This is a genomic window from Vibrio sp. AK197, from assembly GCF_053903115.1.
In genome coordinates this window covers 1064547-1089194 of record NZ_CP096430.1, presented here as the reverse complement: position 1 = coordinate 1089194, position 24648 = coordinate 1064547, and the positions used below count along the sequence as shown (strand labels likewise).

Annotated in this window: 23 protein-coding genes; 9 read left to right on the top strand and 14 right to left on the bottom strand. The window is 47.0% G+C overall.

All coding sequences use genetic code 11. The features are described from left to right. Positions 1-15 precede the first annotated feature (15 nt). From M1D72_RS12350 to M1D72_RS12335, 4 genes are all read right to left on the bottom strand, one after another. Complete coding sequence (locus M1D72_RS12350; protein WP_456297053.1) at positions 16-1047, bottom strand: FecCD family ABC transporter permease; 1032 nt, start codon at positions 1045-1047, stop codon at positions 16-18. Further along, complete coding sequence (locus M1D72_RS12345) at positions 1040-2053, bottom strand: FecCD family ABC transporter permease (RefSeq protein ID WP_456297052.1); 1014 nt, start codon at positions 2051-2053, stop codon at positions 1040-1042. The genes M1D72_RS12350 and M1D72_RS12345 overlap by 8 nt, the downstream gene beginning before the upstream one ends. Continuing rightward, a complete protein-coding gene (locus M1D72_RS12340) occupies positions 2053-2937 on the bottom strand; it encodes an ABC transporter substrate-binding protein (protein ID WP_456297051.1) in 885 nt (294 codons plus the stop codon). Before M1D72_RS12340 ends, M1D72_RS12345 begins: the two co-directional genes overlap by 1 nt. 197 nt (positions 2938-3134) lie before the next feature. Further along, complete coding sequence (locus M1D72_RS12335; protein ID WP_456297050.1) at positions 3135-3863, bottom strand: helix-turn-helix domain-containing protein; 729 nt, start codon at positions 3861-3863, stop codon at positions 3135-3137. A gap of 126 nt (positions 3864-3989) precedes the next feature. On the opposite strand from M1D72_RS12335, the gene M1D72_RS12330 reads away from it, so the two are divergent. Beyond that, positions 3990-4328 carry a tRNA-binding protein gene (locus M1D72_RS12330; protein ID WP_456297049.1) on the top strand — a complete coding sequence of 113 codons (339 nt, stop codon included), beginning with the start codon at positions 3990-3992 and terminating at the stop codon, positions 4326-4328. Between the two features lie 82 nt (positions 4329-4410). Further along, complete coding sequence (locus M1D72_RS12325; RefSeq protein ID WP_456297048.1) at positions 4411-5172, top strand: substrate-binding periplasmic protein; 762 nt, start codon at positions 4411-4413, stop codon at positions 5170-5172. A 23-nt stretch (positions 5173-5195) separates the two neighbouring features. Here M1D72_RS12325 and M1D72_RS12320 read toward each other — a convergent pair whose 3' ends face one another. After that, positions 5196-7115 (bottom strand): sensor domain-containing diguanylate cyclase, encoded by a 1920-nt coding sequence (locus M1D72_RS12320; protein ID WP_456297047.1) that lies wholly within the window; start codon positions 7113-7115, stop codon positions 5196-5198. Positions 7116-7372: 257 nt separating this feature from the next. Here M1D72_RS12320 and M1D72_RS12315 point away from each other — a divergent pair, with 257 nt between their 5' ends. Continuing rightward, positions 7373-8143: a carboxylesterase family protein gene (locus M1D72_RS12315; protein ID WP_456297046.1), complete on the top strand. Its 771-nt coding sequence runs from the start codon at positions 7373-7375 to the stop codon at positions 8141-8143. A 476-nt stretch (positions 8144-8619) separates the two neighbouring features. Beyond that, complete coding sequence (locus tag M1D72_RS12310) at positions 8620-9819, top strand: MFS transporter (RefSeq protein ID WP_456297045.1); 1200 nt, start codon at positions 8620-8622, stop codon at positions 9817-9819. A 146-nt stretch (positions 9820-9965) separates the two neighbouring features. Here the strand turns inward: M1D72_RS12310 and M1D72_RS12305 are convergent, their stop codons facing one another. Next, positions 9966-10220, bottom strand: a complete 255-nt coding sequence (locus M1D72_RS12305) for a hypothetical protein (RefSeq protein WP_456297044.1) — start codon at positions 10218-10220, stop codon at positions 9966-9968. A 342-nt stretch (positions 10221-10562) separates the two neighbouring features. On the opposite strand from M1D72_RS12305, the gene pdxY reads away from it, so the two are divergent. After that, entirely contained in the window at positions 10563-11420 is an 858-nt protein-coding gene (gene pdxY, locus M1D72_RS12300; protein ID WP_456297043.1) for a pyridoxal kinase PdxY, read from the top strand. Positions 11421-11467: 47 nt separating this feature from the next. Here pdxY and M1D72_RS12295 read toward each other — a convergent pair whose 3' ends face one another. After that, on the bottom strand, positions 11468-12385 hold the full coding sequence (locus M1D72_RS12295; protein WP_456297042.1) for a GlxA family transcriptional regulator: 918 nt from the start codon (positions 12383-12385) through the stop codon (positions 11468-11470). A gap of 105 nt (positions 12386-12490) precedes the next feature. On the opposite strand from M1D72_RS12295, the gene M1D72_RS12290 reads away from it, so the two are divergent. Next, the gene (locus tag M1D72_RS12290) at positions 12491-13027 is read left to right on the top strand and encodes a cysteine hydrolase family protein (RefSeq protein WP_456297041.1); all 537 of its coding nucleotides are present in this window, start codon (positions 12491-12493) and stop codon (positions 13025-13027) included. Here M1D72_RS12290 and M1D72_RS12285 read toward each other — a convergent pair. From M1D72_RS12285 to M1D72_RS12260, 6 genes are all read right to left on the bottom strand, one after another. Then, the gene (locus M1D72_RS12285) at positions 13017-14726 is read right to left on the bottom strand and encodes a diguanylate cyclase (protein WP_456297040.1); all 1710 of its coding nucleotides are present in this window, start codon (positions 14724-14726) and stop codon (positions 13017-13019) included. The genes M1D72_RS12290 and M1D72_RS12285 overlap by 11 nt on opposite strands. Before the next feature lie 278 nt (positions 14727-15004). After that, entirely contained in the window at positions 15005-15649 is a 645-nt protein-coding gene (locus tag M1D72_RS12280; protein ID WP_456297039.1) for an aspartate/glutamate racemase family protein, read from the bottom strand. A 2-nt stretch (positions 15650-15651) separates the two neighbouring features. Continuing rightward, positions 15652-16368 (bottom strand): dipeptidase PepE, encoded by a 717-nt coding sequence (gene pepE / locus M1D72_RS12275; RefSeq protein ID WP_456297038.1) that lies wholly within the window; start codon positions 16366-16368, stop codon positions 15652-15654. A gap of 12 nt (positions 16369-16380) precedes the next feature. After that, positions 16381-18033 carry an OPT/YSL family transporter gene (locus M1D72_RS12270; RefSeq protein ID WP_456297037.1) on the bottom strand — a complete coding sequence of 551 codons (1653 nt, stop codon included), beginning with the start codon at positions 18031-18033 and terminating at the stop codon, positions 16381-16383. 33 nt (positions 18034-18066) lie between these two features. Further along, positions 18067-18765, bottom strand: a complete 699-nt coding sequence (locus M1D72_RS12265) for an AroM family protein (protein ID WP_390190656.1) — start codon at positions 18763-18765, stop codon at positions 18067-18069. Further along, positions 18762-19703 carry a DUF1177 domain-containing protein gene (locus M1D72_RS12260; protein WP_456297036.1) on the bottom strand — a complete coding sequence of 314 codons (942 nt, stop codon included), beginning with the start codon at positions 19701-19703 and terminating at the stop codon, positions 18762-18764. Before M1D72_RS12260 ends, M1D72_RS12265 begins: the two co-directional genes overlap by 4 nt. Before the next feature lie 98 nt (positions 19704-19801). Here M1D72_RS12260 and M1D72_RS12255 point away from each other — a divergent pair, with 98 nt between their 5' ends. After that, positions 19802-20716, top strand: coding sequence for a LysR family transcriptional regulator (locus tag M1D72_RS12255; protein WP_456297035.1), 915 nt, complete (start codon positions 19802-19804; stop codon positions 20714-20716). A gap of 82 nt (positions 20717-20798) precedes the next feature. On the opposite strand, the gene M1D72_RS12250 is transcribed toward M1D72_RS12255, so the two are convergent. Beyond that, positions 20799-21686 (bottom strand): LysR family transcriptional regulator, encoded by an 888-nt coding sequence (locus M1D72_RS12250; RefSeq protein WP_456297034.1) that lies wholly within the window; start codon positions 21684-21686, stop codon positions 20799-20801. Between the two features lie 383 nt (positions 21687-22069). Here M1D72_RS12250 and M1D72_RS12245 point away from each other — a divergent pair, with 383 nt between their 5' ends. Together M1D72_RS12245 and M1D72_RS12240 are read left to right on the top strand one after the other, a co-directional pair. Further along, positions 22070-24223, top strand: a complete 2154-nt coding sequence (locus M1D72_RS12245) for a TonB-dependent siderophore receptor (protein WP_456297033.1) — start codon at positions 22070-22072, stop codon at positions 24221-24223. Positions 24224-24365: 142 nt separating this feature from the next. Continuing rightward, complete coding sequence (locus M1D72_RS12240) at positions 24366-24647, top strand: DUF134 domain-containing protein (RefSeq protein WP_456297032.1); 282 nt, start codon at positions 24366-24368, stop codon at positions 24645-24647. The last annotated feature ends 1 nt before the right edge of the window (position 24648 follow it).

Sequence of the window (24648 nt, the reverse complement as noted above, 5' to 3'; positions counted from 1 at the left end):
TAATGATGACCATATTTAAAAGCGTTGACGAAACAGTAAATAAAGGAAAAATGGCGCGCCAATGGCAGAAACAAAGACCCCAGCAGGAATATCCAAAGGCTGAAACAACATACGAGCGCATAAATCAGCGAGTACAACCAGAATTCCTCCAACCAATGCACTGGCTGGCATCAATAGTCCAAAACCGCGAGTAACTAAACGCCGCGCAATATGCGGCGCAATAAGCCCAACAAACCCAACTGCACCCGCGTAAGCAACGACGGGTGCCGCCAGTAATACACTGAGAGCAACCAATATCATGCGCAGCTTTTGGATTGAGATCCCCAGTCCGGTAGCGATGTTATCGCCAAGTTCCTGCGCGTTAATGCTGCGCGTAAACAGTAAAGCGCAAGGCAAGGAAACCAGTAGCCATGGCAGCAGGGCTTGAACATCTTGCCAATTCGCTCCATAAATACTGCCTGTGAGCCAAATGTACGCAGCCAAACTGCCAGACACCGAACCCGTAGCCAACATAAAAGTGGTCACCGCACTCATCGCTGCTGAGATACCAATACCGACCAAAATCATGCGCATTGGCGTCACGCCGCCACGCCAAGCCAAAAGATACACCAAGCTTGCAGCAAAGACGGCGCCGATAATAGCAAACAGCGGCAACCAGGCCATACTCAAACTCAATTGGAAAAAGCTCAAGAAACACACCGCCGCGGCGGAGGCGCCAGAAGTAATTCCCACGACATCCGGTGAAGCCAGCGGATTGCGAATCACCGACTGCAATATAAGCCCAGAACAACCTAGACCCGCTCCAACCATCAGGCCCATAATCACCCGAGGTAAGCGCAGCGTTTCCACCACCAGCGATTGCGCCTGTGAGGAAGAATGCATCAAAGCATTGATCACTTCACTCGGCAGCAACCAAGTGGATCCCGCCGATAACGACAGCATGCTGATGAGCGCGGTGAGGATTAATAATCCCATGAGCATCAGCAGTGATGACACTGGCAGACTAAACGATCCCAAACGGCTGCGATATATCCATTGTTTAGGCATCACGCTTTCCTTTTCTGGCGAGATAGATAAAAAATGGCGTGCCAATTAACGCGGTCATAACGCCGATCGGTACTTCTTGCGGCGCAATCATCAGTCGCCCAGCCACATCCGCGATCAAGAGTAAACTCGCCCCCCATATCGCGCTAAGTAGCAGCAACCATTTGTGATCATTGCCGACAACGGCTCGCGCCATATGCGGAACCACCAAACCAATAAACCCAATATTTCCCGCCATACTGATGGAAGCGCCGGCCAATATGATCACCAACACACTTAATGCCGCCTTCAGCAAAGTGGTGTTCACTCCCAAACCGGTGGCGACATCATCGCCCGAGAGCAAGATATTCATGTGAGGGGCTAAAAACAGCGCAGCGAGCATCACTCCCAAAAGGTACGGCAACACAGGCGTAATAACGTCTAATTCACGCCCCGAGACGGACCCAGCAACCCAAAATAAAACACTATCAACCCCCTCTTGACCAACAACCAGGAGTCCTTGAGTAAATGCCATAAATAACGCCGTGACAGCAGCGCCCGCCAAGACCATTCGCACTGGCGATTGAGCGTCGCGCCCCATATTACCCAAGGTATAAACCAAGGCTCCCGCCACTGCTGCACCTAAAAACGCAATCCACACTAAGTCACTCATGGCGCTCATCGCAAACCACTGCGACGCGAGGACGATAAAAAATACGGCGCCGGCATTGACACCAAAAATCGCTGGGGATGCTAATGGATTGCGCGTCAAGGTTTGCATTAACACCCCTGCTACGGCAAGCGCGGCGCCCACCGAAACGGCAACCACAGAACGTGATAAGCGTATAGTGGTGACTATCACGTGCTCTATGGCGCTTGGGTCTGGGTGCCAAAATGCTAGCCACACATCTTGCAATGATACTGAATACTGACCCAAGGCGAGGCTAGTAACAAAGGCGCCAACACAAATCAGTACTGATAACACCAATACGCCGTAACGGATAAAAAGTTGGGCATGCATCGCAGCCATTATTGCTCACCTTTCGGCAGCTGATAAATCTCGGTGAGTTCATCAAGCATTAAGTTCGCCCCCAAAATCCCACCAGACAGTAACCAAGCGACTTGGTTAACCTCATAAACTTGTTGGGTTCGCGGCGCTTTAAGTACCTGCCAAAGGGGATGGCTGCGCCAAGCTCGATAATTTTGTTGCACCGCCGGCTGATTACCGTGGCTTATCACGAAAAAGACGTCCGCATTGATGCTAGGTAACGACTCTTTGGTCTTAATTTTCATGCCCCATGTGTCGTTATGACGAATGGGAAACTGGAAGCCAATCGAACCCAATACCGAGCCCGCAAAGCTGTTGTTTAAATAAATTCGAAGATGGTCAGCACGAACATCAAGAATGGAAGCAGACAGCGGCCAGCCGTTGCTTTTGTGTTTAATCTGTTGACGAAAGTCTGCCACCCTCTGCTGCCAAGTTTGCCAAAGCTGTTGAGCTTTAGCCTCAGTTGCCGTCACTTTTGCCGCTAAAGACAGCGTCTGCTCAAAATCGTATACATTGTCTGTCATCACCGTTGGCGCAATTTTCTTCAATTGGGCGTAGATTTTTTCATGTCGAGCGCGAGCGCCGATAATCACATCAGGTTTGAGTGCGGCAATATCTTCAAGATTCGGCTGAGTTTCTAACCCGAGGTGAGTCACACCTTCAAGTGAAGGTCGCAAGTAATGATACGTCGGCTTTTCGGTCCAAGAGTCAACCACTCCCACGGGTTGAATCCCCAGTGCCACCAGCGAATCGGTCGCCCCTTGAAACAGAGTCACAACTCGCTGAGCGGGCTTATCGAGGTTTGTTTGCCCCATGGCATGCGAGACCTGCAGAGAAGTGGCTTGGCTCATCAGCGAAATAAGCATAAGAGAAATCCCAGCCAAACAACGGAGCATTTTGTGTTTCAAGACTCGCACACCGACATACCTTTTTATCCATTAAATACCAACGTCGCTGATAATAATGATAATTACTATCAAGTGCAATTGGTTATTAACTAGCGCTAAGTCTCCGTCTTTTCAGGCAATAAGTACGCCTTTTCGGTCAACTTTTACCGTCCAGCTCAGGTTATAGTCTGGTTTTGTCGATGGCGGTAATGTTTTGGTGCTTGCCCATAATACGTCAGGAAACGCCTTGTAAATGCGCTCGAACTTGCATAGCCGACACGTTCAGCCACCAGTGTGATGGGCAAATCCGTATTGGTCAGCAATACCTTCGCCTGCTGCATGCGAATTTTGGTGAGGTATTGCATCGGTGTCATCGCCAACTGCTGTTTGAATAGCCATTTAAATTGGGTGCTACTTAAACAAGCAATGCGGGCTAAATGTTCTATCGAATGCGATTGGGCAATCTCTTGCTCAAGTGCAGAGAGGACTTTCGCGATGCGATTATCGAGCTTGTTACTCGGCTTTTGGTTTTCAAGCAAAGCGAAAAGAAGAGACACAATATTTTGCTCGATAGTTGGCGCAATTTGCGTCCCAAGCTGCGTTTCAATATAAGCAATGTAATGAAGCGCTGGCGCATCCAGTTTGATCGCAGCGTCAATGTGATCAAGCAACGGATGCGGTAATTCAGGGCTATCAATCACTAAAAATCGAAAGTCTTGGCGAGCTTGAAACTGATGATGGCAACCTGCGGGAATCAACACACAGTCGCCATATTTGGCGACAAAATAACGCTTGGCCACGGTGAGCGCGATTTCCCCTTGCAAAGGGATTAAAACCTGATGGTGATTGTGTTCATGACCTTTCGAAACAGGTTGATAGCTACGAATGGTGATACGTGGGCGCAATGTGAATTCCTTTTGGTAGCCCCTTTTGGTAGAGCGAAAAGCACTTACCATAACGAGGCGGTTGAACGAGGTCAATATCCGCTCTACGGCCAACAATAACAACCTTTAACTTACTTAGGACACAACATGAATTCATTACAGTGGAGCGACTTTCAGAAAGTCGATATTCGTGCAGGAACGATTGTTCAGGCGCAGCCGTTTCCCGAAGCTCGGCGTCCGGCGTACAAACTGCACGTCGACTTTGGCCCTCAAATTGGGATTAAAAAGACCAGTGCCCAAATTACCGATCTTTATGGCCCTCAAGACTTGGTCGGTAAACAAGTATTGGCCGTGGTCAACTTCCCACCCAAGCAGATAGGGCCCTTTATGTCGGAATGCTTAGTGACAGGGTTACACCAAGCCGATGGCTCTGTGGTATTAGCCAGCGTTGACAAGCCATTAGCCAATGGCGCTCGGCTGGCCTAATCACCTCGTTTGACTCGCTGGTTATTGAAAGCGCACCTATACTCATAAAGCGTGAAATAAATTCAAAGCGAGTCAATACGTTATGTCTATTCGTCAGCATAGCCTTTTGTGGTTACTGGTCGTGGGTCTTCTGCTGCCAAGCCGCGCACTATCGAACCAACCATCGATTGAACTCTCGACTCTGGAGTGGGCGCCGTATACGGGGCGACATTTACCTGAGCTAGGGTTTATGTCTGAAGTCACAAGCCAAGCGTTCTCTCATATGGGGTATGACGTGACGATTCGGTTTCGACCTTGGCTTCGCGCCTTGCAAGAAGCCAAAGAAGGGAAAGTCGATGGTGTGATTGCGATTTATAAAAACACAGAACGCGAACAGTATCTGACGTTTTCTCATCTCGTATGGGAAGTAAAAGAGATGTTGATTACCTTAGCAGAACATCCAATGCAATCTTCTCAGGACATCCATCACTTAAACAATCTGACGGTCGGAGTACTCCGTGGATCACTGTCTGCCGAAGATTTACGTCAAGATGGAGTGCGGGTATCGCCAGTCACCAACGAAGCTCAAAATATTCGCAAGCTGTATGCAAAACGGCTCGATGCGATCATTACGCCAAAAGAAGTGTTCAATTATAATTATCAAACCATCAAAGAAACATTACCGTCTCACGCTACTAAGCTGCTAAAACCAGCCTACAAAAGCTATCCATTACACGTTGCCTTTGGCCAACACAACCCCAACCACGGAAAGCTCGTCGAAGATTTCAACCGCGGCCTTGCGATAATTAAAGACAACGGCATTTTTGCGTCACTGGTTGAAAAGCATCACATGCAACAAGATTAATCTGTCCGTAATAACATGATGACTTAGCTAATCCGCTCTGATTGATCGACTTCAACACGGTTTCGTCCCAGTCGTTTGGCTTGATAGAGCGCTTTATCTGCCCGCTCAACAATTTGGTCAACATCGCTGTCTTGATCATGAACTTCAGTGATTCCGAGGCTGATGGTATAGGTAACACGCTTGTTACCTACTGCTACATGACTTTGCGCGATACGGCTCTGAATTCTCTCTAGGCAAACCATGGCTTTATCTTTATCTGCGCCAGTGAGTATGAGCGCAAACTCTTCGCCACCAATACGGGCGGCAATGTCCACTTTGCGGATTTCTTGAAACAAAACCTGAGCAAGCTGTTTCAGCACTTCATCCCCGACGCCGTGTCCGTAGCTATCATTAATGGTTTTAAAGTGGTCTAAATCGAGCATCACCACCGAGACAGGGTGCCGGTAACGATGATACCGCTCAAGCTCAATGCCAAGTTGCTCAAAGAAAATGCGCCGCGTTGGTAGCTCAGTGAGGAAATCCGTGGTCGCCAATCTGTGCAGCTCGATTTCCATCGCCTTACGCTGGGTAATGTCTCGGGAAGAAGCATAGAATAAGTCGCCATCCCCAGCTTTAAACCACTTCACATTCACTTCAACATCAATGATAACGCCATCCTTACGGCGATGTTGTGTTTCAAAGCTTTTCGGTTCTTCTGTGAATGACTTCATCGCCATATCAATATCATCTGGGCCAAGCTGGACTTCCCAATCACGAACATTAAGCTTAAGCGCCTCTTCGCGGCTATAGCCAAGCATATCGGCAAACGCTTGGCTACATACCACGACGTCCCCCTGCTGATTCAATATATGAATCCCATCACTGGCCATTTCCATATACAGTGAGTTTTTTTCAAGCAACGAATGAATCTGATTGTTCAGGCCAGTAAGTGCTTCGATATACTCGGACTGAGTTTCATAATTGACAAAAAACTTATTCAATATCTGGGCAAACACCAACCCAAACAGTGCGGTGATTAATAAAGTAACGCCTGTGGCGTACACTAATCCTCTAGAGAACAGTGTTTCTTGATAGGCCAAGTATTCACTGTTCAGTGACATAATCAGAATCAGCTTTTGTTCCATCGGCAAATCGAGGTGACGAGCAAAAAAGCGTTGCGATTTGTACTCAGTTTTCTGTGTTATCGCGTCCCACTCGGCGAAATCTTTCTTCAGTTTTTCCCCTCCTGAAAAACGGCTCCAATTACGAGCTGAATCATAATGAATGAGGGTTTCACCAGCGATATCCGCCAAAATGATATGGTATAGCGAGGTGTTGGCAAACGTATCGAGCAAAGGCTGCATAAAATAATTGATGATCAATATGCCTTTAAATTGCCCGTCAATGTTCAGAGGTAGCACAGCGCGAAACGTCGGTTTGTACGGCTGCTCGATAGCGCCATGTTCCATATTTAAGTCAATATCTGAAAACCAAATTTGGTTTGCAGGGCGATTGATTGATTCATAAAAAAAGTAACGATGATCTTTTTCCTGCAGCTGAGCGTCATTGACCACTTGTGCTGGTCTTCCCAGATTTTCACGCTCAATACGCACCACTTCACGCCCATTTTCGTCAATATAACGCGCTTTCATAATGTCATTTTGACTGCGAGCGATGGCCAACATCATCCCTTCGACTGCTTGCTTAGACGATGGTTGGCCGATAAAAAATTGTTTAAAGCTATTGCTTTGTCTTATCGCATTAAGCGTATTGGCTGAGCGCTCAAAGAAAGTGAGTAGCATTCCTTCACGTTCTTGGCTACGTTTAACGGCATTGCTGAGCGCCACCGTCTCCACTTGATTAGAAAACAGATATTTTTGCGTCAGGAAATCGGTGACAAGAATGACTATGCCAAAAGAAATGAGGATTAAGATGAGTTTTGGAAAGTTCCGCGTCAGCAGCATTTCGTCTTCTGTATTAAGCTCTCGTTAATAAACAGAATAGCAGTAAATAGTTAGTTTTATGGATAAGCACTTATTTTTTCGAAACTATTGTACTAAACGGAACGCGTTTATCCTTAGGCGCCGCGTCACCAGAATGTTTAAGTGCCAATAAACCGTCAAAAACCAGTGAGTTGTGAGCGTGAACTCGCTTGGGTTTCACTCATTATGCTAGGGTTTGCAATTCGTGTCATTTAATAATAAATACAAAGAGTTAAGCTATGAAAACTTTTCCGTTACTGTTCACGTCTGCCACCCTAGTTCTGGCTTCCCCTTTTGCTATCGCCAATTGGACTCAAGGCCACTACGACGACGGCAACTTCAGTTTACCCTACCAGCTGTATACCCCAGACTCGAAAGGAGCACTTCCATTAATTATTCACCTGCATGGTAGCGGTGAAGCTGGAACCGATAATCAAGCGCAAATGTATCAAGGTACTGGTTTTGGTCCTCAATACTTTGCCAGTTCAAAGAACCAAGCCATTCAACCCGCTATGGTGCTTGCTCCGCAAACGCCAAAACCAATGCGCTGGGCTTCGACAACGCTTGAGCCTTACGACTTTCCATCCACGCCCTCAACACCTTCGATGACCGCTCTGCTCCACTTGATCGACCACATGCTCGAGCAAAACCAACATATCGACCCAAAACGAATCTATATCACTGGGCTCTCTCGTGGTGGGCAAGGCGTTTGGAATGCAATGATGCAGCGTCCGATGTTTTTCGCTGCTGCCTTACCCATTGCCGGTAGCGCTGATCCCTCTCAAGCCAAAATCATCAATCAAATTCCAACTTGGGTATTTGCTGGTGATTCCGACCCAGTGACCGATGTGCAATATAGCCGAGATATGGTCGATGCCATTATTCGCTCAGGCGGCTCAACAGCGCTCCTTCGTTACACGGAAATTGAAGGCGGCGATCATGATGCCTCATGGGAAACGGCTTACGCCAACTCAGATGTCTACAAATGGTTAGTTAGGAAGCACAAATAAAGAGTTAAGCAACACGCCGCCCCAGCCAAGCCGGCGTGTTACCCTCCCCTTACCTAGTTACGCTAATCGTTAGTATGAAATTGTTCGGCAAGCTACCTACATCACGCTCTATCCGCTAAAGGCACGCCTAAATTAAACAGCAAAGGGGCTATTACACACGCCTAGGAGGTATTATGGTAATTTCTCGGCATTCATTATTGATTCTGTATTGGTGCTTATTGCTGGCGTTAGTCTTTTTGGGGATTCCCAAGGCATTTTCGACGCCTTACTCGCTCATGAGCTCTCAGTGTGTTACTGAACAATCGCAAACTCTTTCTTCCTCTTTTTCAGTCAATCACTAAACGCTTCACAAGTTTAAAAAGCACAAAGGGGTAAACAACACGCAATATTAGGCAAACATAGACCACAAAAATCTCATTAGAATAATGCTCTACGTTGATATTTTTAACCTATCACAACGGAGTGATTTTTATTCAATGAGTGTGTCCAGTGAGCAATCCATAGAACAAACGCCTGAGTCAGCAAATCAAACCAATTGGTGGGCTATTTTCGCCATGATGCTCGGAGTGGCATCACTGATTTCAGCAGAGCTTTTGCCTGTCAGCTTACTGACCCAAATGGCTCAGGAGTTAAATATATCGACTGGCGTTGCCGGACAAATGATCTCAACAACTGCTGCGTTAGCCATGTTCTCAGGGTTAGTTGTCCCCTCGCTATTAAAAAACAGTGATCGCCGAACACTGATTCTCGGCTTTTCAAGCCTTCTGATCCTCTCGTGTTTTGTCACCGCCTCGGCGACGTCCTTTTGGTTTTTATTACTTGCGCGAGTTTTACTCGGCGTGGCGATTGGTGGCTTTTGGGCCATTCTGACCGCCGTGACCATGAAGCTCGTCCCCGCTCACCGCGTCGCGTCAGCGTTTTCGATTATCTTCTCTGGCGTCTCGCTCGCACTGGTCGCCGCCGCGCCACTCGGCAGCTTTCTGGGTGATAAATTTGGTTGGCGTATCGTGTTCATCGCCGTAGGCGCGATGGCAATCTTGGTGCTGCTACTGCAATGGATAACCCTGCCCTCAGTGGCCAGTGAAGGACAAACGCATAATAACGGAATGCGTAAAATCCTTGCTCGTCCGGGGATTAAGCTTGCGTTTATCGCCATGCTGCTCAGTTTTACCGGTAACCAAATGCTCTATATTTACATGCGTCCATACATGGAAACCTACTTGAACTTTAACATTGAGCAAATTTCTATCTCTTGGGTGTTGTTTGGTATTGCTAGCTTTATGGGCGCGACATTTGCCGGTGTGCTAGCGCAGCGCGCGCTCAAGCAGATTATGGTTGGTATGCCTGTCGCCATGGTTATCGTCGCACTGGCTTTACTGGGAGGCCCCCACTATCCGATGCTGGCTTATCTCTTGATTGCCTGTTGGGGCTTTTTTGGTGCGGTACTGCCAATTATATGGTCAACATGGATTACCCGGGCCCTACCGGACGCTGCTGAAAGTGCTGGCGGGCTGTATTCCGCATCCCTGCAAATTGCAGCTATCGTTGGCGCGTCATTCAGTGGAACCTTCATTGACCACCTCGGTATTCGTTCAAATATGTGGGCGACAGGCGCCGTGATGGCAGTGACAACACTACTCACTCTCCATTCTCTGCGCCAAAAACGAATTGATTAGATGTCGCGACATGGCTGAATAAAAAAAGCGCCTAATGAATTAGGCGCAAACGAATATGCACATGTACAAGGACAGTAGAAATTTGGGGCGATAGTTTGCCTCAAACTTTCTGCTCATCACCAAGCTACAATATAAAAATGACAGAATTATGAGTGATTTACTTCATAGTGATTAAGTTTAGAAATCAGTACTTCTCGCCGCAGTTCTAGGATTTCGTCCACCAATTTTTGTTTTGCGTTTAGACCAAAATGTGTCGAGTAGTTTTTGATTTTTGCTATCTCATTTGGCTCAAGCTTATAAATATGCTGTTTTAGATAGGCCTGCGCCTCTTTTTTAATCAAGCCATGATTTTGTAGCATTTTTATAATTCGGCTATCCAACGGATTTTTATACTTCGTCATACTCGCTGCTTTGCACCCTAACGCTTGGACTCTCACTATTCGCACGCATACGTTATCGAGTAAACGTGTCATTTATATTTCAAGCGCCGTTGTTTAATGTCATCCGAGGAAGTGGCATGACGATAGCAAAGGAAAAAGTTAGAATAGGATGAGCAACGCGCTGACGACTTTCATAGCAACACCACAATCATCCGCTTCTATGTCCCTTAATGTTCATTAAGCATATTGCGTGTTTTAAGATAGTGTTTGACACCCTAGCGTTTGCCTGTATTTTAAGTGACCTCAAGCCGCGCCTTACGCCCTTTAGATCATCAGTTTATCGTATTACCTATAGAGACAGTCATGAACGGAATTCTATCTATCCAAAGTCACGTTGTATTCGGACATGCTGGAAACAGCTCCGCCGTATTTCCTATTCAAAGAATGGGAATTGAAGCTTGGCCGATCCACACGGTTCAATTTTCTAATCATACCCAATACACCCAAGGTTTTACTGGCAAGGCGTTTGACTCAGAAGATATCCGTACCTTGATTAAAGGCTTAGCGAATATTGATCAATTGGCGCACTGTCAGGCGGTGATTTCTGGTTACCAAGGAAGTGCAGAGCAATGCCTTGCGGTCGCTGAAGCGGTTAACCAAATCAAGGTAGAAAGCCCATCTTGTTTGTATGTTTGTGACCCAGTCATGGGGGATCCCAAAAAAGGCTGTATCGTTTCTGATGGTGTCGCTGAGCAGTTAATTGAGAACCTGATGCCCGTTGCCGATGTCATCGTACCCAATCAATTTGAGCTAACCCAGTTCACTGGGATAGAAATCAACAACGTGGAACAAGCCATTACCGCATGCCAAAAAGCCATGACACTCGGCCCTAAAGTCGTATTAGTGAAACACCTTCACTCAGTCTCAGATGGCGTATTCACCACGATTTTAGCCACAGAAAATGGCTGTTACTTGCTGCAAAGACCGGAGATCGAGTTTGAGCGTGCCCCTGTCGGCGTCGGTGATTTGATCAGCGCGATCTTCACTGCGTGTTTAGTGAAAGGGATGTCTGCCGTGGAGGCCTTTCAGCACACCAATAACGCCGTTTATGGCGTATTAAAAGTCACGCAGCAACGTGGCTCTTGGGAACTGATGACCATTGCTGGTCAAGATGAGATTGTCACCCCAAGTAACCAATTTGAAATCCAGAAAATCGCTTAGTTTAAAAAAAGCCACTCAACAGAGTGGCTTTTTAGTGTTTTAGCCAGTCATTCACTAAAGCGCTGACGAAACTCTCTTGGCGTTAATCCCATCACTTTAATAAACACTTTTCGGCAAGCGCTAATATCCGTATATCCCACTTGATACACAATTGACTCAAAGGCGCTTTGTGTGGATTCCAACAACTCACATACTTTTTGAATTCTCAATCGTTGCAGGTACTGATTGGGAGAGTACCCCGTTGCTTTAAGAAACCGGCGCTGCATAGTACGTTCCGTCATATTGGCATATTGAGCCAGCGCCCTAACCTCTAACGGCTCATGATAACGAAGATTAATATACTGTTGAATATTCAAAATCGCTTCATCTCCATGGGATTTATCGGGTACAAATTGCTGATAAAAGCTTTGCTTGCGGGGCGCAGTATCGACCACTAAAGTCTTCCCCAGTTGCCTTACCACCTGACTTGACGTGTACTTGGCAATGATCTCAAACCCCAAATCCAACCACGACATCATTCCGCCAGCGGTCATCACGTCTTGGTGGTTTATCACAATCTTGTTGGTATTGAGTTTCGTGGTTGGGAATTGGCGTTTGAAAATCTCCGCTAGCGCCCAATGAGTCGTTACTTCGCGATTCCCAGCCAACCCACTTGCCGCCAACAGAAATACCCCGGCGCAAGCCGCTGTAATGATCGCACCGGATTGATATTGCTGCCTGAGAGAAGACCCTATCGCCGTTTGTTGCTCTTCACTTGGTACATTCACACTCGGCGGTAATATGATCACGTGAAACCGAGAAGACGCCAGCTCGGTTTCACTGATAATTTTTGGCTGAAAAACCACTTCGTTGCCTAAATCGTTGAGCATTCGATTGGCTAACAAAAACATCTCTTCTAAGCCAAAAACCGCTGACTTTAATGCATTGCTACAACTGACAATCGCGACGTTAATGACGTGTGACAAATTGACCACCTTGTCGTTTTTGGCTTCTTTTATGTCATTTTAGCCTCTAAAAAACTTCCGTCCAACCCTCGATACTAAGCAGCGAACAAACAAGAGGATTACAATATGACAAAACAGGCACTGATCGTCATTGATATTCAAAATGACTACTTCCCAAACGGCAACTATCCACTTTGGAATAGCGATGCAACGTTAAACAATATCCTGCAGGCTATCGAGACAGCTCAGCAAAACGCAATGGAGGTGATTGTGGTTCAACATATCGCACAAAGTGAGCATGCCCCGTTTTTTGTGGCTAATAGTGAAGGCGTTAAGCTCCATTCTCGCTTATTAGCGGTAAGCCCTGACTCGGTTATTATTACAAAACACTCGGCGGATAGTTTTTGGCAAACAGAGTTAGATGCGGTGCTCACTCAATTAGAAGTGCAAAGCGTCTTTGTTGCTGGGATGATGACGCAGAATTGTATTACTCATACGGCGCTTTCAAAAACCGCGGAAAAATATCAAATGTCCATTCTCAAAGAGTGCTGCACCACCGTCGATGAAATGCTGCATAACATTGCGCTGAACGCGCTGTCGACACGAGTACCATTATTGACCACGGAAGAAATGGTGTCGCACTCACCCAACATTAATCAATAAGTGGCGCTGTATGCATACTGGGCTGTGGCTGCACACAGTTGCGGCCCTGACTTTTCGCAGCGTACAGATGCTGATCAGCGCGGGCCAACAAAGACTCTATGCTTTCATGCGGGTCGCGAGTCGCTAAGCCGAAACTTGCCGTCATTGAAACACTTCTGTCATCTAAGATTAGCGGTGAGGTTTCAATCACAGCACGCAAATGCTCCGCGTCGGTATAAGTCTGGGCAAAATCCGTGTTTGGAAATAGCACCACAAACTCTTCACCGCCCCAGCGCGCGACCACATCTTGCGCTTCAGTGTGACGTTTAAGTAACTGCGATAGATGCGACAGGGCTAAATCTCCAATTTGATGCCCGTGGGTATCATTGATGACTTTAAAATAATCAACATCAATGATCGCAAGGCTTAACGGCTGAGTCGCAAACACTTTATGCTCAAGAATCTTATTGCTTTTCTCGACAAAACCACGGCGATTGAGCAGCTTAGTCAATGGGTCATAAGAGGATAAATACTTGGTTGCGATCCGCTCGCGTTCAATGCGTTTTAATCTATTGGCCAGCACCACGGCTAAAATCGCCGCTTCACACACCACACCATACGTTGCCGCATGATAGCTATAATAGGTAAACGGAATGACACCCCACACTGACATCGCAGTAATCAGCACACCAATCATGCTGCACAGCACCGCCAATAGAAAGTATTGTGAATCTCTGACTTTACCCAAGTTCCAAATACCCACCACGATCATCAATATCGAAGTGAGCGATAAGAAACAAAAAGCCAGCAGTGCGCTATAAAGTTGCATTCGTGCCATGATGAAACCAGCAATCGCAATCACACCGACACTATTATAAACGCGAATAATACTGGCTAATAGTGGCCTACGAGAAGGAAGCTGTAAAAACTGAGAGACAAAAATAAGCCCAAATACACCATGAAGAACCATGAATAAAAGGATCGAATAATTTTGGACTAGCGGTAAATGTGGATAAACCCAAGCAAACGCGTAACCACTATAAGCAAAATTCAAGATCACAAAGCAGCTGATGTACAAACTATAAAACAGTGAATCCAATTGCTTTAGCGTCAAGTAAAGTATGATGTTGTAGCCGACTAAGGTCATCAACACTCCAAACAACAATCCTGACATCACATGGTCGATAGCGTCAGATTGCCTTGCGTGTTGTACGCTTTCTAGCTCAAGAGGCAGAACCAGAGGATCCTTGCTTTGCGCGCGAATCAGCAGCTCTGTTTGTCCGGGTGGCACGTGGAAATTAAACACATAGCCGACTTCAGGCAGTAAATGGGGCCCCGCCTCTTGGCGGTCACCCACATACCAATGCTCTATTGGTTGCTGCGGGCTTATCAGATACACGTCGAGGTAGTCGGTCCATGTTTGCGCAGCAATTAATCGCCGCATCTCAGGGTGTGGATTGAGATTATTAATCTTAAGCCGTACCCAAATCGCGTCATCATTAATACCAAACGTAAGCAGTCGATGCTGCGTGGTGTTCACGTTTTTCTGGTGCTCAAAACGCTCATAGGCTTGTAACATCGACAAAGGCGTTTTAAGTGACTCTCGAAAGTAGCTCACATCGGAAAGGTATATCGATTGAGCCGCAGAAGTAACCCCAACCGCGGCCCAGGGAAGAGAGAGAATAACGACGATCAGCAATAGTAAACTGCGCAAGCGCATATTGAGGTACCCACAGAGAATGATTCACATCTATGCACTGTTTTCGCATTAACTTAGGCTCGCAATAACCCTAACGACAACTCAACTTTTTAATGCAATTGTTCAGCACTTTGACAAACCTAGCCCTTTTATAGCAATTGATTCAACAGATTTATACTACTTTTGATGGTTTTATCATTTAATATAAAGATCATGACAAAGCTGAAGCGATGTCACAATTTTGAGACACAGAAAAACGCCCATCAAAATGGGCGCTTCAATTCAAGATGGCTCTACATTTAGTTAGGGTATCGTAGCGCCAATAGCTCTCCCGCTGCCATTACCGGGTTAATGACGGGCAATTCACAATGCGGAGCTAATAAACTAACCACATCTGTCGTCGCCATGCCAGTGCAAGCCAGAGCGATTACTTGAGCGCCTTTTCGCTGTAACTCAAGTGCGGCGGCAACGATTGATGCTCGCCCTTGATCACTATGAATATCGTGAGTGCAATGCACGTTATCCGGACGAAGATATAAGGTTTTACATCCTTGAAGCGCTCGAGTGAACGTCACAGGCTGCTCGGGTTCGATACCCAATATGCCAATCACATTGCCATATTGGCGAGCCATTTTGCAGCAAGCTTCTCCTGCGCCGATCACCGGAATATTAAGCAGTTCCCTCAACTTTCCAACCCCAGGGTCTGCGGCACAGCTCACCACTAGAACATCAATATCACGTTGCCAAGTGGTCCCTAGAAATAGAATCTTCGGCAGCGCCTCAGCAAATGTTTGGGGATCATGAATGCCATTGGGTTGCTCAGGAAGACAGCGAGACTCCCACTGTTTTCCGGGGCACACTTGTTCCATCAACCGCTGGTGACACTCCAAAAAGTCTTGGTCTTCAGAGCTTACGACACGTAATACCCCTACTTTAGAAACCATGGTTATTTAGCTCCTAATAGGGCATCACATCGCCCGCGCGCAATACTCGATTGCTCGCCGCCCAAAAATAAATGCCCATCATCGTCGCCCAGCAGAGACAAGGTGTCACCATCACGAATAAGGGCACTTCCTTCATGTATCGCAACGACTGAATCTGTCGGGTTCATAATCATAAATTCGGCCAAACGTTGCTCACGGCTTTCGCCATTATGACCCGCAATCTGCCCACTAATAAAATGCGGGTTGATCAAAAACGGCACCAAGCCAAGGGCGTTGAAGTCTTGAGGTTCAACAATTGGCATATCATTGGTGGTGCTGATGCGCATTCCTGCTAGGTTTGAACCTGCACTCCAACCAATATAAGGTGTACCCGCTGCCACTTGCTCTCTAATCACTTCAAGCAACCCCTGCTGCTGAAGACGGCTCAATAGAGCGAAGGTATTACCTCCGCCTACAATGATCAGCTGTGCATCGGCTAACGCTTGACGTGGGTCGTCCACCTGATGAAGACCCAGCAGATCAATCCCTAACCCAGCGAAATGCGGAGTCACTCGCTGTAAATATTGATCGTAACTGTTCGTCACTCCAGCGTAAGGAATAAATAACGCTTGGGTAATGCTAGGTTCTATACGGCTTATAAACTGGCGCATCGTATCTTCGGTATGCGTCAGATACCCCGTGTCTTTGTAGCTTGAACTGCTACACAACAGTAGTTTCATCGTTATCTCCAATTAGTTTTTCGAACCCAGCTTGAGTGTCGATGAGAAGAAGCTATACAGCGCTGAACCGGAAATCGCCCCCGCACCTAACACATACAGCGGCTTTAACCCTTCTTGGCCATAGCGTTTAACCACCAAATAGCGAATTGCCAGGCCGACGAAAATCATAATTCCAGCGGTTGGTGAAGTAATCAACAACCCGGTTGCGAGTAATACGCCAATTTGACGTGAGATGCCACCGAGGAACTGAATGACGCCGCCAACCAATGCCCAAATTACCAGCAACAAGGCAACATTATGGTCTGTTCCCGCTTCAATCGTGGCAACATAAACACGCGCAACTGGCGGAACGAGATCTTGGTTAAAGTAGTACTGGTAAGCAAACGCAACCACCAGAATCGCCACACCAAAGCTAAACAATTCCGCGAAGTACTGTTGACGACGACCTTCCAGTTCATACTCTTCATCTTGACCGTTATCACGAATAACCCAGCCCGATTTCAAGTCATAAGCCATATCAGCAAATGCAGGCCCAGTGGATACCGTAAAGGCGACTAAGATACCCAGTGCTTCATTTGGAAAGCCAATCAACATGCCAAGTACTAAGAAAATAAGACCAGTGGCAAACGAGGGGAACCAGCCTGAATGCATGGCCGCAATACCGACAATGAGCTCTGAAGCCATCGCGGCGACAGCGGCAAACACCAACCAGCCGATGAGCATACCAATACCCATATCGGTATAAATTCCCGTCGCCAATGCCAGCACTAGGCTAATAGAAAGGTAAACGGTGAAACCACTGATCATTGCCACTTTCATTTGTAACGCTGAACGTGTGGGACGCTGAGCTTTTGAAGGTTCTGACGCGTCATCACCTTGCTCACTATCCACCTGTTGTGATGTGTTCTTGTCACTACGGATCAGGGTGATGATCTGAATAAGCGCCATCATACCGGCCCCGATCATAATACCGTGAGGAATGTACATCTCATTGATATCAATACCAAAAAGATCCACAGAATAACCACGTAGTAAAAGTCCAACACCCAAGGCGGCTAACGCAAACGCATTTGAAATCCAGGTAATACCCAGCATGTCCATCGGAATACCGAAGCTTTTACCAACCGCACCGCTCACCATACCAACCAGCAGCAAGACCGTATTTTTCCCTTTGCTCGCGGCGGCCTTTAATGCCTCAGCCGTCGCAAAACCAGGAGGCCACGCACCACGCGCACTAAACAGTTTGCTGTCAAAAGAGAAATAAAGAATCGAAGCGTCTGTGACAACAGCGAGCGCCGCACCAATCAGCATCGGCGTGAGCATGTCACTTTGCCCCATCAAAAACGGAATTGCTAAGGGTAGAAGTAACCCATTCGCGGCAGAGAACGTAGCACCAGAAATCGAGGTTTGAACCAGCGTTTGGCTCTCTAGTCGTTTAAAACGATTAAACAATTTAAGAGGAATGTAGGAGAGCAAAATCGCAATCAGCGCACCAATGATCGATGTATTGGGTGTGATACCGATACGTGTAATTAACTCCATACCAATAATCGCACCCAGTACAGCGATCACAACGTTAAAAATCAACTGAGTGGGTACAAAAAACTTCGGGTGTGGGCTCTTCGGCGGTGCCTGATTTTGAGCAGGTTTAGCATTACTTTGCATAATAATCCTTATCGACATTGTCCTTGGGTGAAACTAGCTGTTTTGGCTGAGCAGCAATTTCACGGTGTTGAAAATAATTTGTCTTGGCGTGATGACATTCTTGCCTGATATTTCAGAGACTTGCTTACACTGCGCTAAGCTGTATCCCATGCAATCGAGATACATGAGTGAACCTTTCAGCTCACGCGCCTGCATAGCCCCCGTCGCTCGGCTGCCATCCTCTAAATAGGGAGACCCCACCACGCAGTTAACCTGGTAGCCGTTGTCTCTCCACCGGGCTTTGGTTTGTTCCACTTGCGCTTCATCGGGCGACATAACCGTCAGATCCAGTTCATCACCTAAACTGGAAAAGAAGTGCTGTACCATCCGCTTTGGCGATAGCACTAAAATGGAGGAATCATGACTAAACTCAGGTAAATCGCCAGTGCATAGCACCACGATGAGATCTGGCTTTTGGCGCTTCATTCGCTCAACCGCTGCGACAAGTAGCGGGGTTAACGATGACTCACCAATACGCACCTGTTGACCATCTTGCATTCTTGACACCAGAACATAGTCGCCAGGCATAATCGGATAGCGCTGTTCAATCATCTCGAGAGTGAGGCCATCAAGGGCCCCCATCTCTGAAAGCCTTACGCCATCACCGAGCAACACGCTCAAGTCATCGTGCAAGTCCACTCTCGGTGCTTGACCTATGGTCACAATCCCAAGGGTTGGCCTTAAAATACTCATGCGGTTTGACCTTGCGTTTGGAAGTGTTGCAAGTTGCCATAGCGCTGTTTGATTTCCACAAACTCCTCAGCATCAACAAACTGGCATAACCCATTCCCGAGGTCTTTTGCCACTTCAATTGAAAAGCGTGCCGCTTGTTCAATGTCCACTTCGTGACTTGCGCCCGTGGCACAGCCAGCAACAGGTACTGCGGTCGATAACGCGACACCAATTACTGGCGCATCAGTCACCACGCTTGGCTGTAGAATGCTGTTAATGTGATACAGCGTATTGCCATAAGGCGTAATATCTTGCTGGCTTAAAGGAAATACATGAGCCGCTTGTCCAGTCACACGCTCTAGTACATTGACTGCGGTTTCGCTCACTTTAAGAATATAGCCTTGGCATACAGTTGGAGAGATGGCGACACCACGGTAATTCATAATTCGGTTACCCTTGGTGGTATCAATGGAAAGAATCGCATCCATGTCAGCATCCACTTCGTGCTCCCATGTATCTTCCATCGTTATCGGCGAATCCATGAAAGGGACTGGATGATGTTCACGCGTAGGGGCATCCGGGCAGATGTGCGTGGTAATGATCACGTCGCCAGGTAATTGATCACCCAGGTTCGCCATACGTGCAATTTTTGCCGCAGCGGCCATTGCCGCGAGTGCGCCATCACCATCAGAGACAAAGCCTGTTAACTCAGGACGCGCACCGATCCCGCCTAAACGGCCAATGATGCCCAGTGTTGGCGCTGTGCCTCCCACGGTTTTTCCTTGAGTTCCAGGAATACGAACTTTAACAAAATCACTCGCCCCTTTATCAGAGGTTAGACGATGGATTTCGATCTGCTCCGCCTTGGCGCCTTGCTCACACAAGTAGTTTTTAACCACTTCGCCACTCGCGCTTGGGCTATCCAGCAATTCATATAAATCCATTACCTGCTTCAACATCTCTCATTCCCTAAAATAAACGACTAAAGTGTGATGATACTAGCTCACACTATTGATAAGATAAATTTGAATAACCTATCCATTTATAGAGATTATTTATGAATATAAATGCTCGCCAAATTCAATCGTTTATACGAGTAGCTCAACTGGGAAGCTTTACTGAAGCCGCAGAATTGTTGCATATGACCCAACCTTCGTTGAGTCATCAGATTCGTCAGCTTGAACATACTTTGCGCATCAAGCTGTTTGAAAGAACCACAAGACGGGTCGTGTTAACCGAGGCAGGTCAAACCTTTTTGCCCGCCGCCGAACGCATTTTGACGCGATTAGAAAGTGCACTACGTGATATGCATAGTTTGGCCGATGGTCACACCGGCCGTGTGAGTTTTGCTGCGCTCCTGACAGTCGGAGCAAGCTTGATTCCGGCGGCTATGGCCGAGTTCCAGCGCCAACATCCTAAAGTCACATTAGAGTATTTAGAAGAGAGTGATGAGCCGATCTACCAGCAAGTGATCAATGGTGATATTGACTTTGGCATTGGTGCCATGCCCCGCCAAGTCGAGGACATTATCTTCTCGCCGATTTACAAAGATTACCTGTACTTTGTCTGCTCGCCTCGTCACCCTCTCGCCGAATACAGTGAAGTCAGTTGGCATGAAATCGTACAAAGCCCGTTTATCGCCATGAAAACCGGCACCAGTATGCGCAATTTGATGGAGCAAGGCTTTTCAATGACGTCGGTTCCCATGGAGCCCGTTCAAACCGCGATCTATCAATCAACCATTCTCGGGATGGTGGCTTGTGATCTGGGCGTCAGCGTAGTTCCGTCCTCCATGAAATTAATGTTTGAACGCAATGATGTGTGTTTGATTCCGATTAAAGAGCGTCTGTTTCGTGATATTGGCTTGATGGTTGCCCAAAAGCGGCCGCTATCGAAGGCCGCTCAAGAACTGGTCAATGTGATTATGCAGGTGGTCGGAGAAAATCGTAGTTTGCTGCCTCGCTCAGATTAATCCTTCATGAACGTTGCCGTGTGTTTGAAATAAGGAACAAAGTGGCGGCGTTCAGCGGTAAACACGAGTTTCCGTTCGTAGCTTATGGCACTGGCTGGCTAAGACATTGTAAAAACAGGTTTAATGCCGGGTTATCTGAATGCTGTTTATAGATAAAATTAAGCGTGATATCGTTTGGCAGTATATCAAGCGGCATATAATCAATGCTGTCAGATTGGCGTAGAAAATGGCGTTCATTGACGATCGCAATGCCACTTTCGGCCGCGACTAATCCAAGCACCGTGCTCTCACCATGAGCCCATTGGGTACGTTTGGGCGCCCAACCAATATCGTGGAATAGCGCTTCCTGCCATTCAAAATAATGGGGATCAGCACTTTTGGTTAAACGAACCGCAGGCAATTGATTGAGCTGGTCGATGGTCATCGTCTTCGATAACTTGTCGCGCCAGCGTTTTGGAAACGCGACAACCAATTTGTCTTGTGTCACCGCCTCAACAGCGTACTGGTCTTCTAGTGGTGGCATAAAGTAACCAAATACCCCATCAACCTGCTCTAATTCTAATCGCTTCAGCAACACCATTGGCGTATCGGAAAAAACCTCAAGGTCAATGTCGCTGTTGTCGCGGCGAAACTGCTGAAGAGCGTGTGCCGCGGGGCCTTCTAATAAAACAAAATCCGGCGAGCCCAGCGCTAACGTCCCATACTCAGTTTGCGCGAACTGGCGTACTTTTGCGTTCGCATCTTCAATTTGACGAATAATCGCACCAAGCTGCTTTTGGTAAACCTTACCGGCGCGGTTAAGACACAGCCCTTTGGGTAAGCGATCAAACAGCTGCACACCCAACTCACTTTCTAATTCTTTGATTTTTCGTGAAATAGCAGGTTGAGTGACATGTACTTTTTGCGCGGCTGAACGAATATTTTGCGTTTCAGCGACCGCTAAAAAATACTTTAAATGACGTAACTCCATAGGATTAGTACTCAATAGGCATCGGTTGATAACTATATATCAATTTAATTAACTACAAATACGAAGCATTATCGTTTCGTTTCAAGGTTAGACTTTATAAAAGTTTATTGGAGGACAAAATCAGCGTAACCCGCTTTCTCGTCCTCTAAGAGGCGGCACATTAAACACACTGCGCAGCAAACAATCATCATAATACCGCAGTTAGTACTTTATGTCCGTTCGTCACGCACAAAAGCTTACTTACGTTTATGCTCAAAATGGTCAACCAATGAAACAGGTTGCTAATCAGCACCAACTTATATCAATAAGAAAATCAGATAGATAACTAAATCTTTGCGTTCGATATGAACCACAATAAATTTTGCAGTGTAGGATTGATTAACATGGATAATTTCCGCAGCGACGCGTCTCGCGTCAACACATCTGAAAGTACAGCCCACAAGTTGCTTTGGTGCCTACCCATTTTGGCCTATTCAGGGCTCGCTTATTCACAAGACCAAACCACCAGCGACCAAAACGATTCGTATCGCGTCAACGCGATCACCGTTTACGGCCAAAATTATGCTAACGATGCCGATACCACTGTCGCCAAAGAGCTTTGGGTCGGCGGTAAAGTCGCCACCAGTGTTGCAGATACGCCAGCCTTAATCTCTGTGATGACAGAGAAAGAGATCGCCCAACGTAATGCCACCACCACCGAAGAAGTGCTGCAGTATTCTGCAGGCATCCTAACCGATTATTACGGCACGGATGATCGCAATGATTACTTTAAAATTCGTGGTTACAACGCCACAACCTATCGTGATGGCATGACGCTTGGTTCGATGCGCAGCGTGCGCGAAGACCCATACGCTTATGAGCGTGTCGAAGTCATTCGCGGCGGTAACTCGACCCTATTTGGCCCAGCAGAACCCGGCGGTTCAGTGAATTTCGTTAGTAAGAAACCAAAGTTCGAGCGTTTTGGTAACAGTTATGTCTCTTACGGCTCGTTCGATCACAAACAGCTGGGAGTCGATTTCGGTGACACATTAAATCAAGATGAAACTTTCGCCTACCGCCTCACTGCAAAAGTCCAAGACAGTGATTTAGAGTATGACCATTCAAAAAATGACGCGCATATGATTCTTGCTGGCCTGACTTGGCAGCCGTCATTAGATACCACAGCGACACTGCTTGTTGATTACCTTAACCGTGATGGCACCGCAAACAGTGGTGGTTATCCGTTTGACAAAGAGTACGACCGAAGCGACTACTTTGGCGATCCAAACCACAACCAACATGATGTGGAACGTACCAATATCAGCGCGCAGCTGGCCCACTACTTTGAAAATGGGTTGAAGCTCAGCGCCAATGTCCGTTACAGCGATTTAGATGATGACTATGGCTATCTGTATATTAGTGACAATGAAGGTCGCACAGGTACCGTTGTTGATCGTGCCTACCTTGGTAGTGAAACTTCAGCAGAAGAACTGATTGGCAATACCGTACTGCAATACGACACCAGTTTTGAGCGTGTAGATAGCAGTACCCTAGTCGGCTTGGAATACCGTGATGCCTCTACCCAAACGTCTTCTTTATACACTGATGGAAGTGGCGGAGTCTCGCCGATTGATGTTGCTAACCCAGTCAACAGCACAGGAAGTCTTTCAGTACCGGCTTATGCCAACAATGACCGCGACTACAAGACAACGTCTATCTTTTTGCAGCAGAACCTTTCGCTCGATGACCGTTATATTTTAACCTTCGGCGTGCGTCATGATTATCTAGATCTCTCTGATAATAATATTCTATCTAGCGCAAGGAGCAGCGATGATTTCTCCGAAACCTCATTTCGCGCGGCATTGACGTACAAGGTGAGCGACGAGTGGTCGACCTATATCAGCCAAGTGGAATCCGTTGCACCGCCAACCATTGGTGTAACACCTGAGCGCGGTGAGCAGTTAGAATTCGGCGTGAAATACGCCCCAACCAGTTTCAATGGCCTGTTTTCTGCTGCCGTTTACGACCTTAAAAAAGATGATGTCACCATGGCGGTGGTTAAAAGTAATGGCGATATTGAGCAAGAAACCGTCGGTAAAACGCGGGTTCGCGGTCTCGATTTAGAATTCAAAGCCGAACTCACTGAAGACTTTAACCTAACAGGTAACTACGCTTACATGGAGTCAGAAGTGGTCAGTGGTAGTATTACTCAATACACGCCAGCGGCAACGGTCGTCTCAATTGAAGACAACGAATTTACCGAAACGCCAAATCACAGTGCATCACTATGGGGTTACTACACACTACCGAATAAAACCATGGATGTCGGCCTAGGCGCGCGTTATATCGGCAGCTACTATTTTAATGCTGAAAATACTAAAAAGAGCGAAGCCGCAACCTTACTAGATGCCGCCTTTGCTTACCGCTTTACCAAAGATGCCAGCCTATCGGTTAACGTACATAACCTTACCGATGAGCAACATGTTGTTGGCTCAGGTACAGCTGATTTTTACAACCCAGGCCGCTCATTTAACGCCTCCGTCAGCTACGCTTGGTAACAATAACCCATCTTGAAGAGCCACCATTCGGTGGCTCTTTTTACGCTTCCTATCCCACACAGATTTCTCTGTGGATATGTGCTAAATTCAGCGCTGGTCATTTTGTCGCAAACCTTCAACCAAAAATACTCAAGGAGTGACTTTGGGACGCCCAAAAATTCCACGTGTTATCTGTGGCACACCAGCAGACAGCTGCTTTAAGCCCAACGGCATACCCATGAAGCAGCTTGAACAAGTTTTTTTAGAGCTCGATGAGTTTGAAGCGCTACGTCTCGTTGATCATCAAGGGATGCAGCAACTGCAAGCAGCGGCGATAATGGGTATCTCAAGACAAACCTTAGCCAACCTAGTGAAATCCGCACGCCACAAAGTGAGTGACTGCCTGATTCATGGCAAAGCTCTCATGCTCCATACTCAGGATTAAA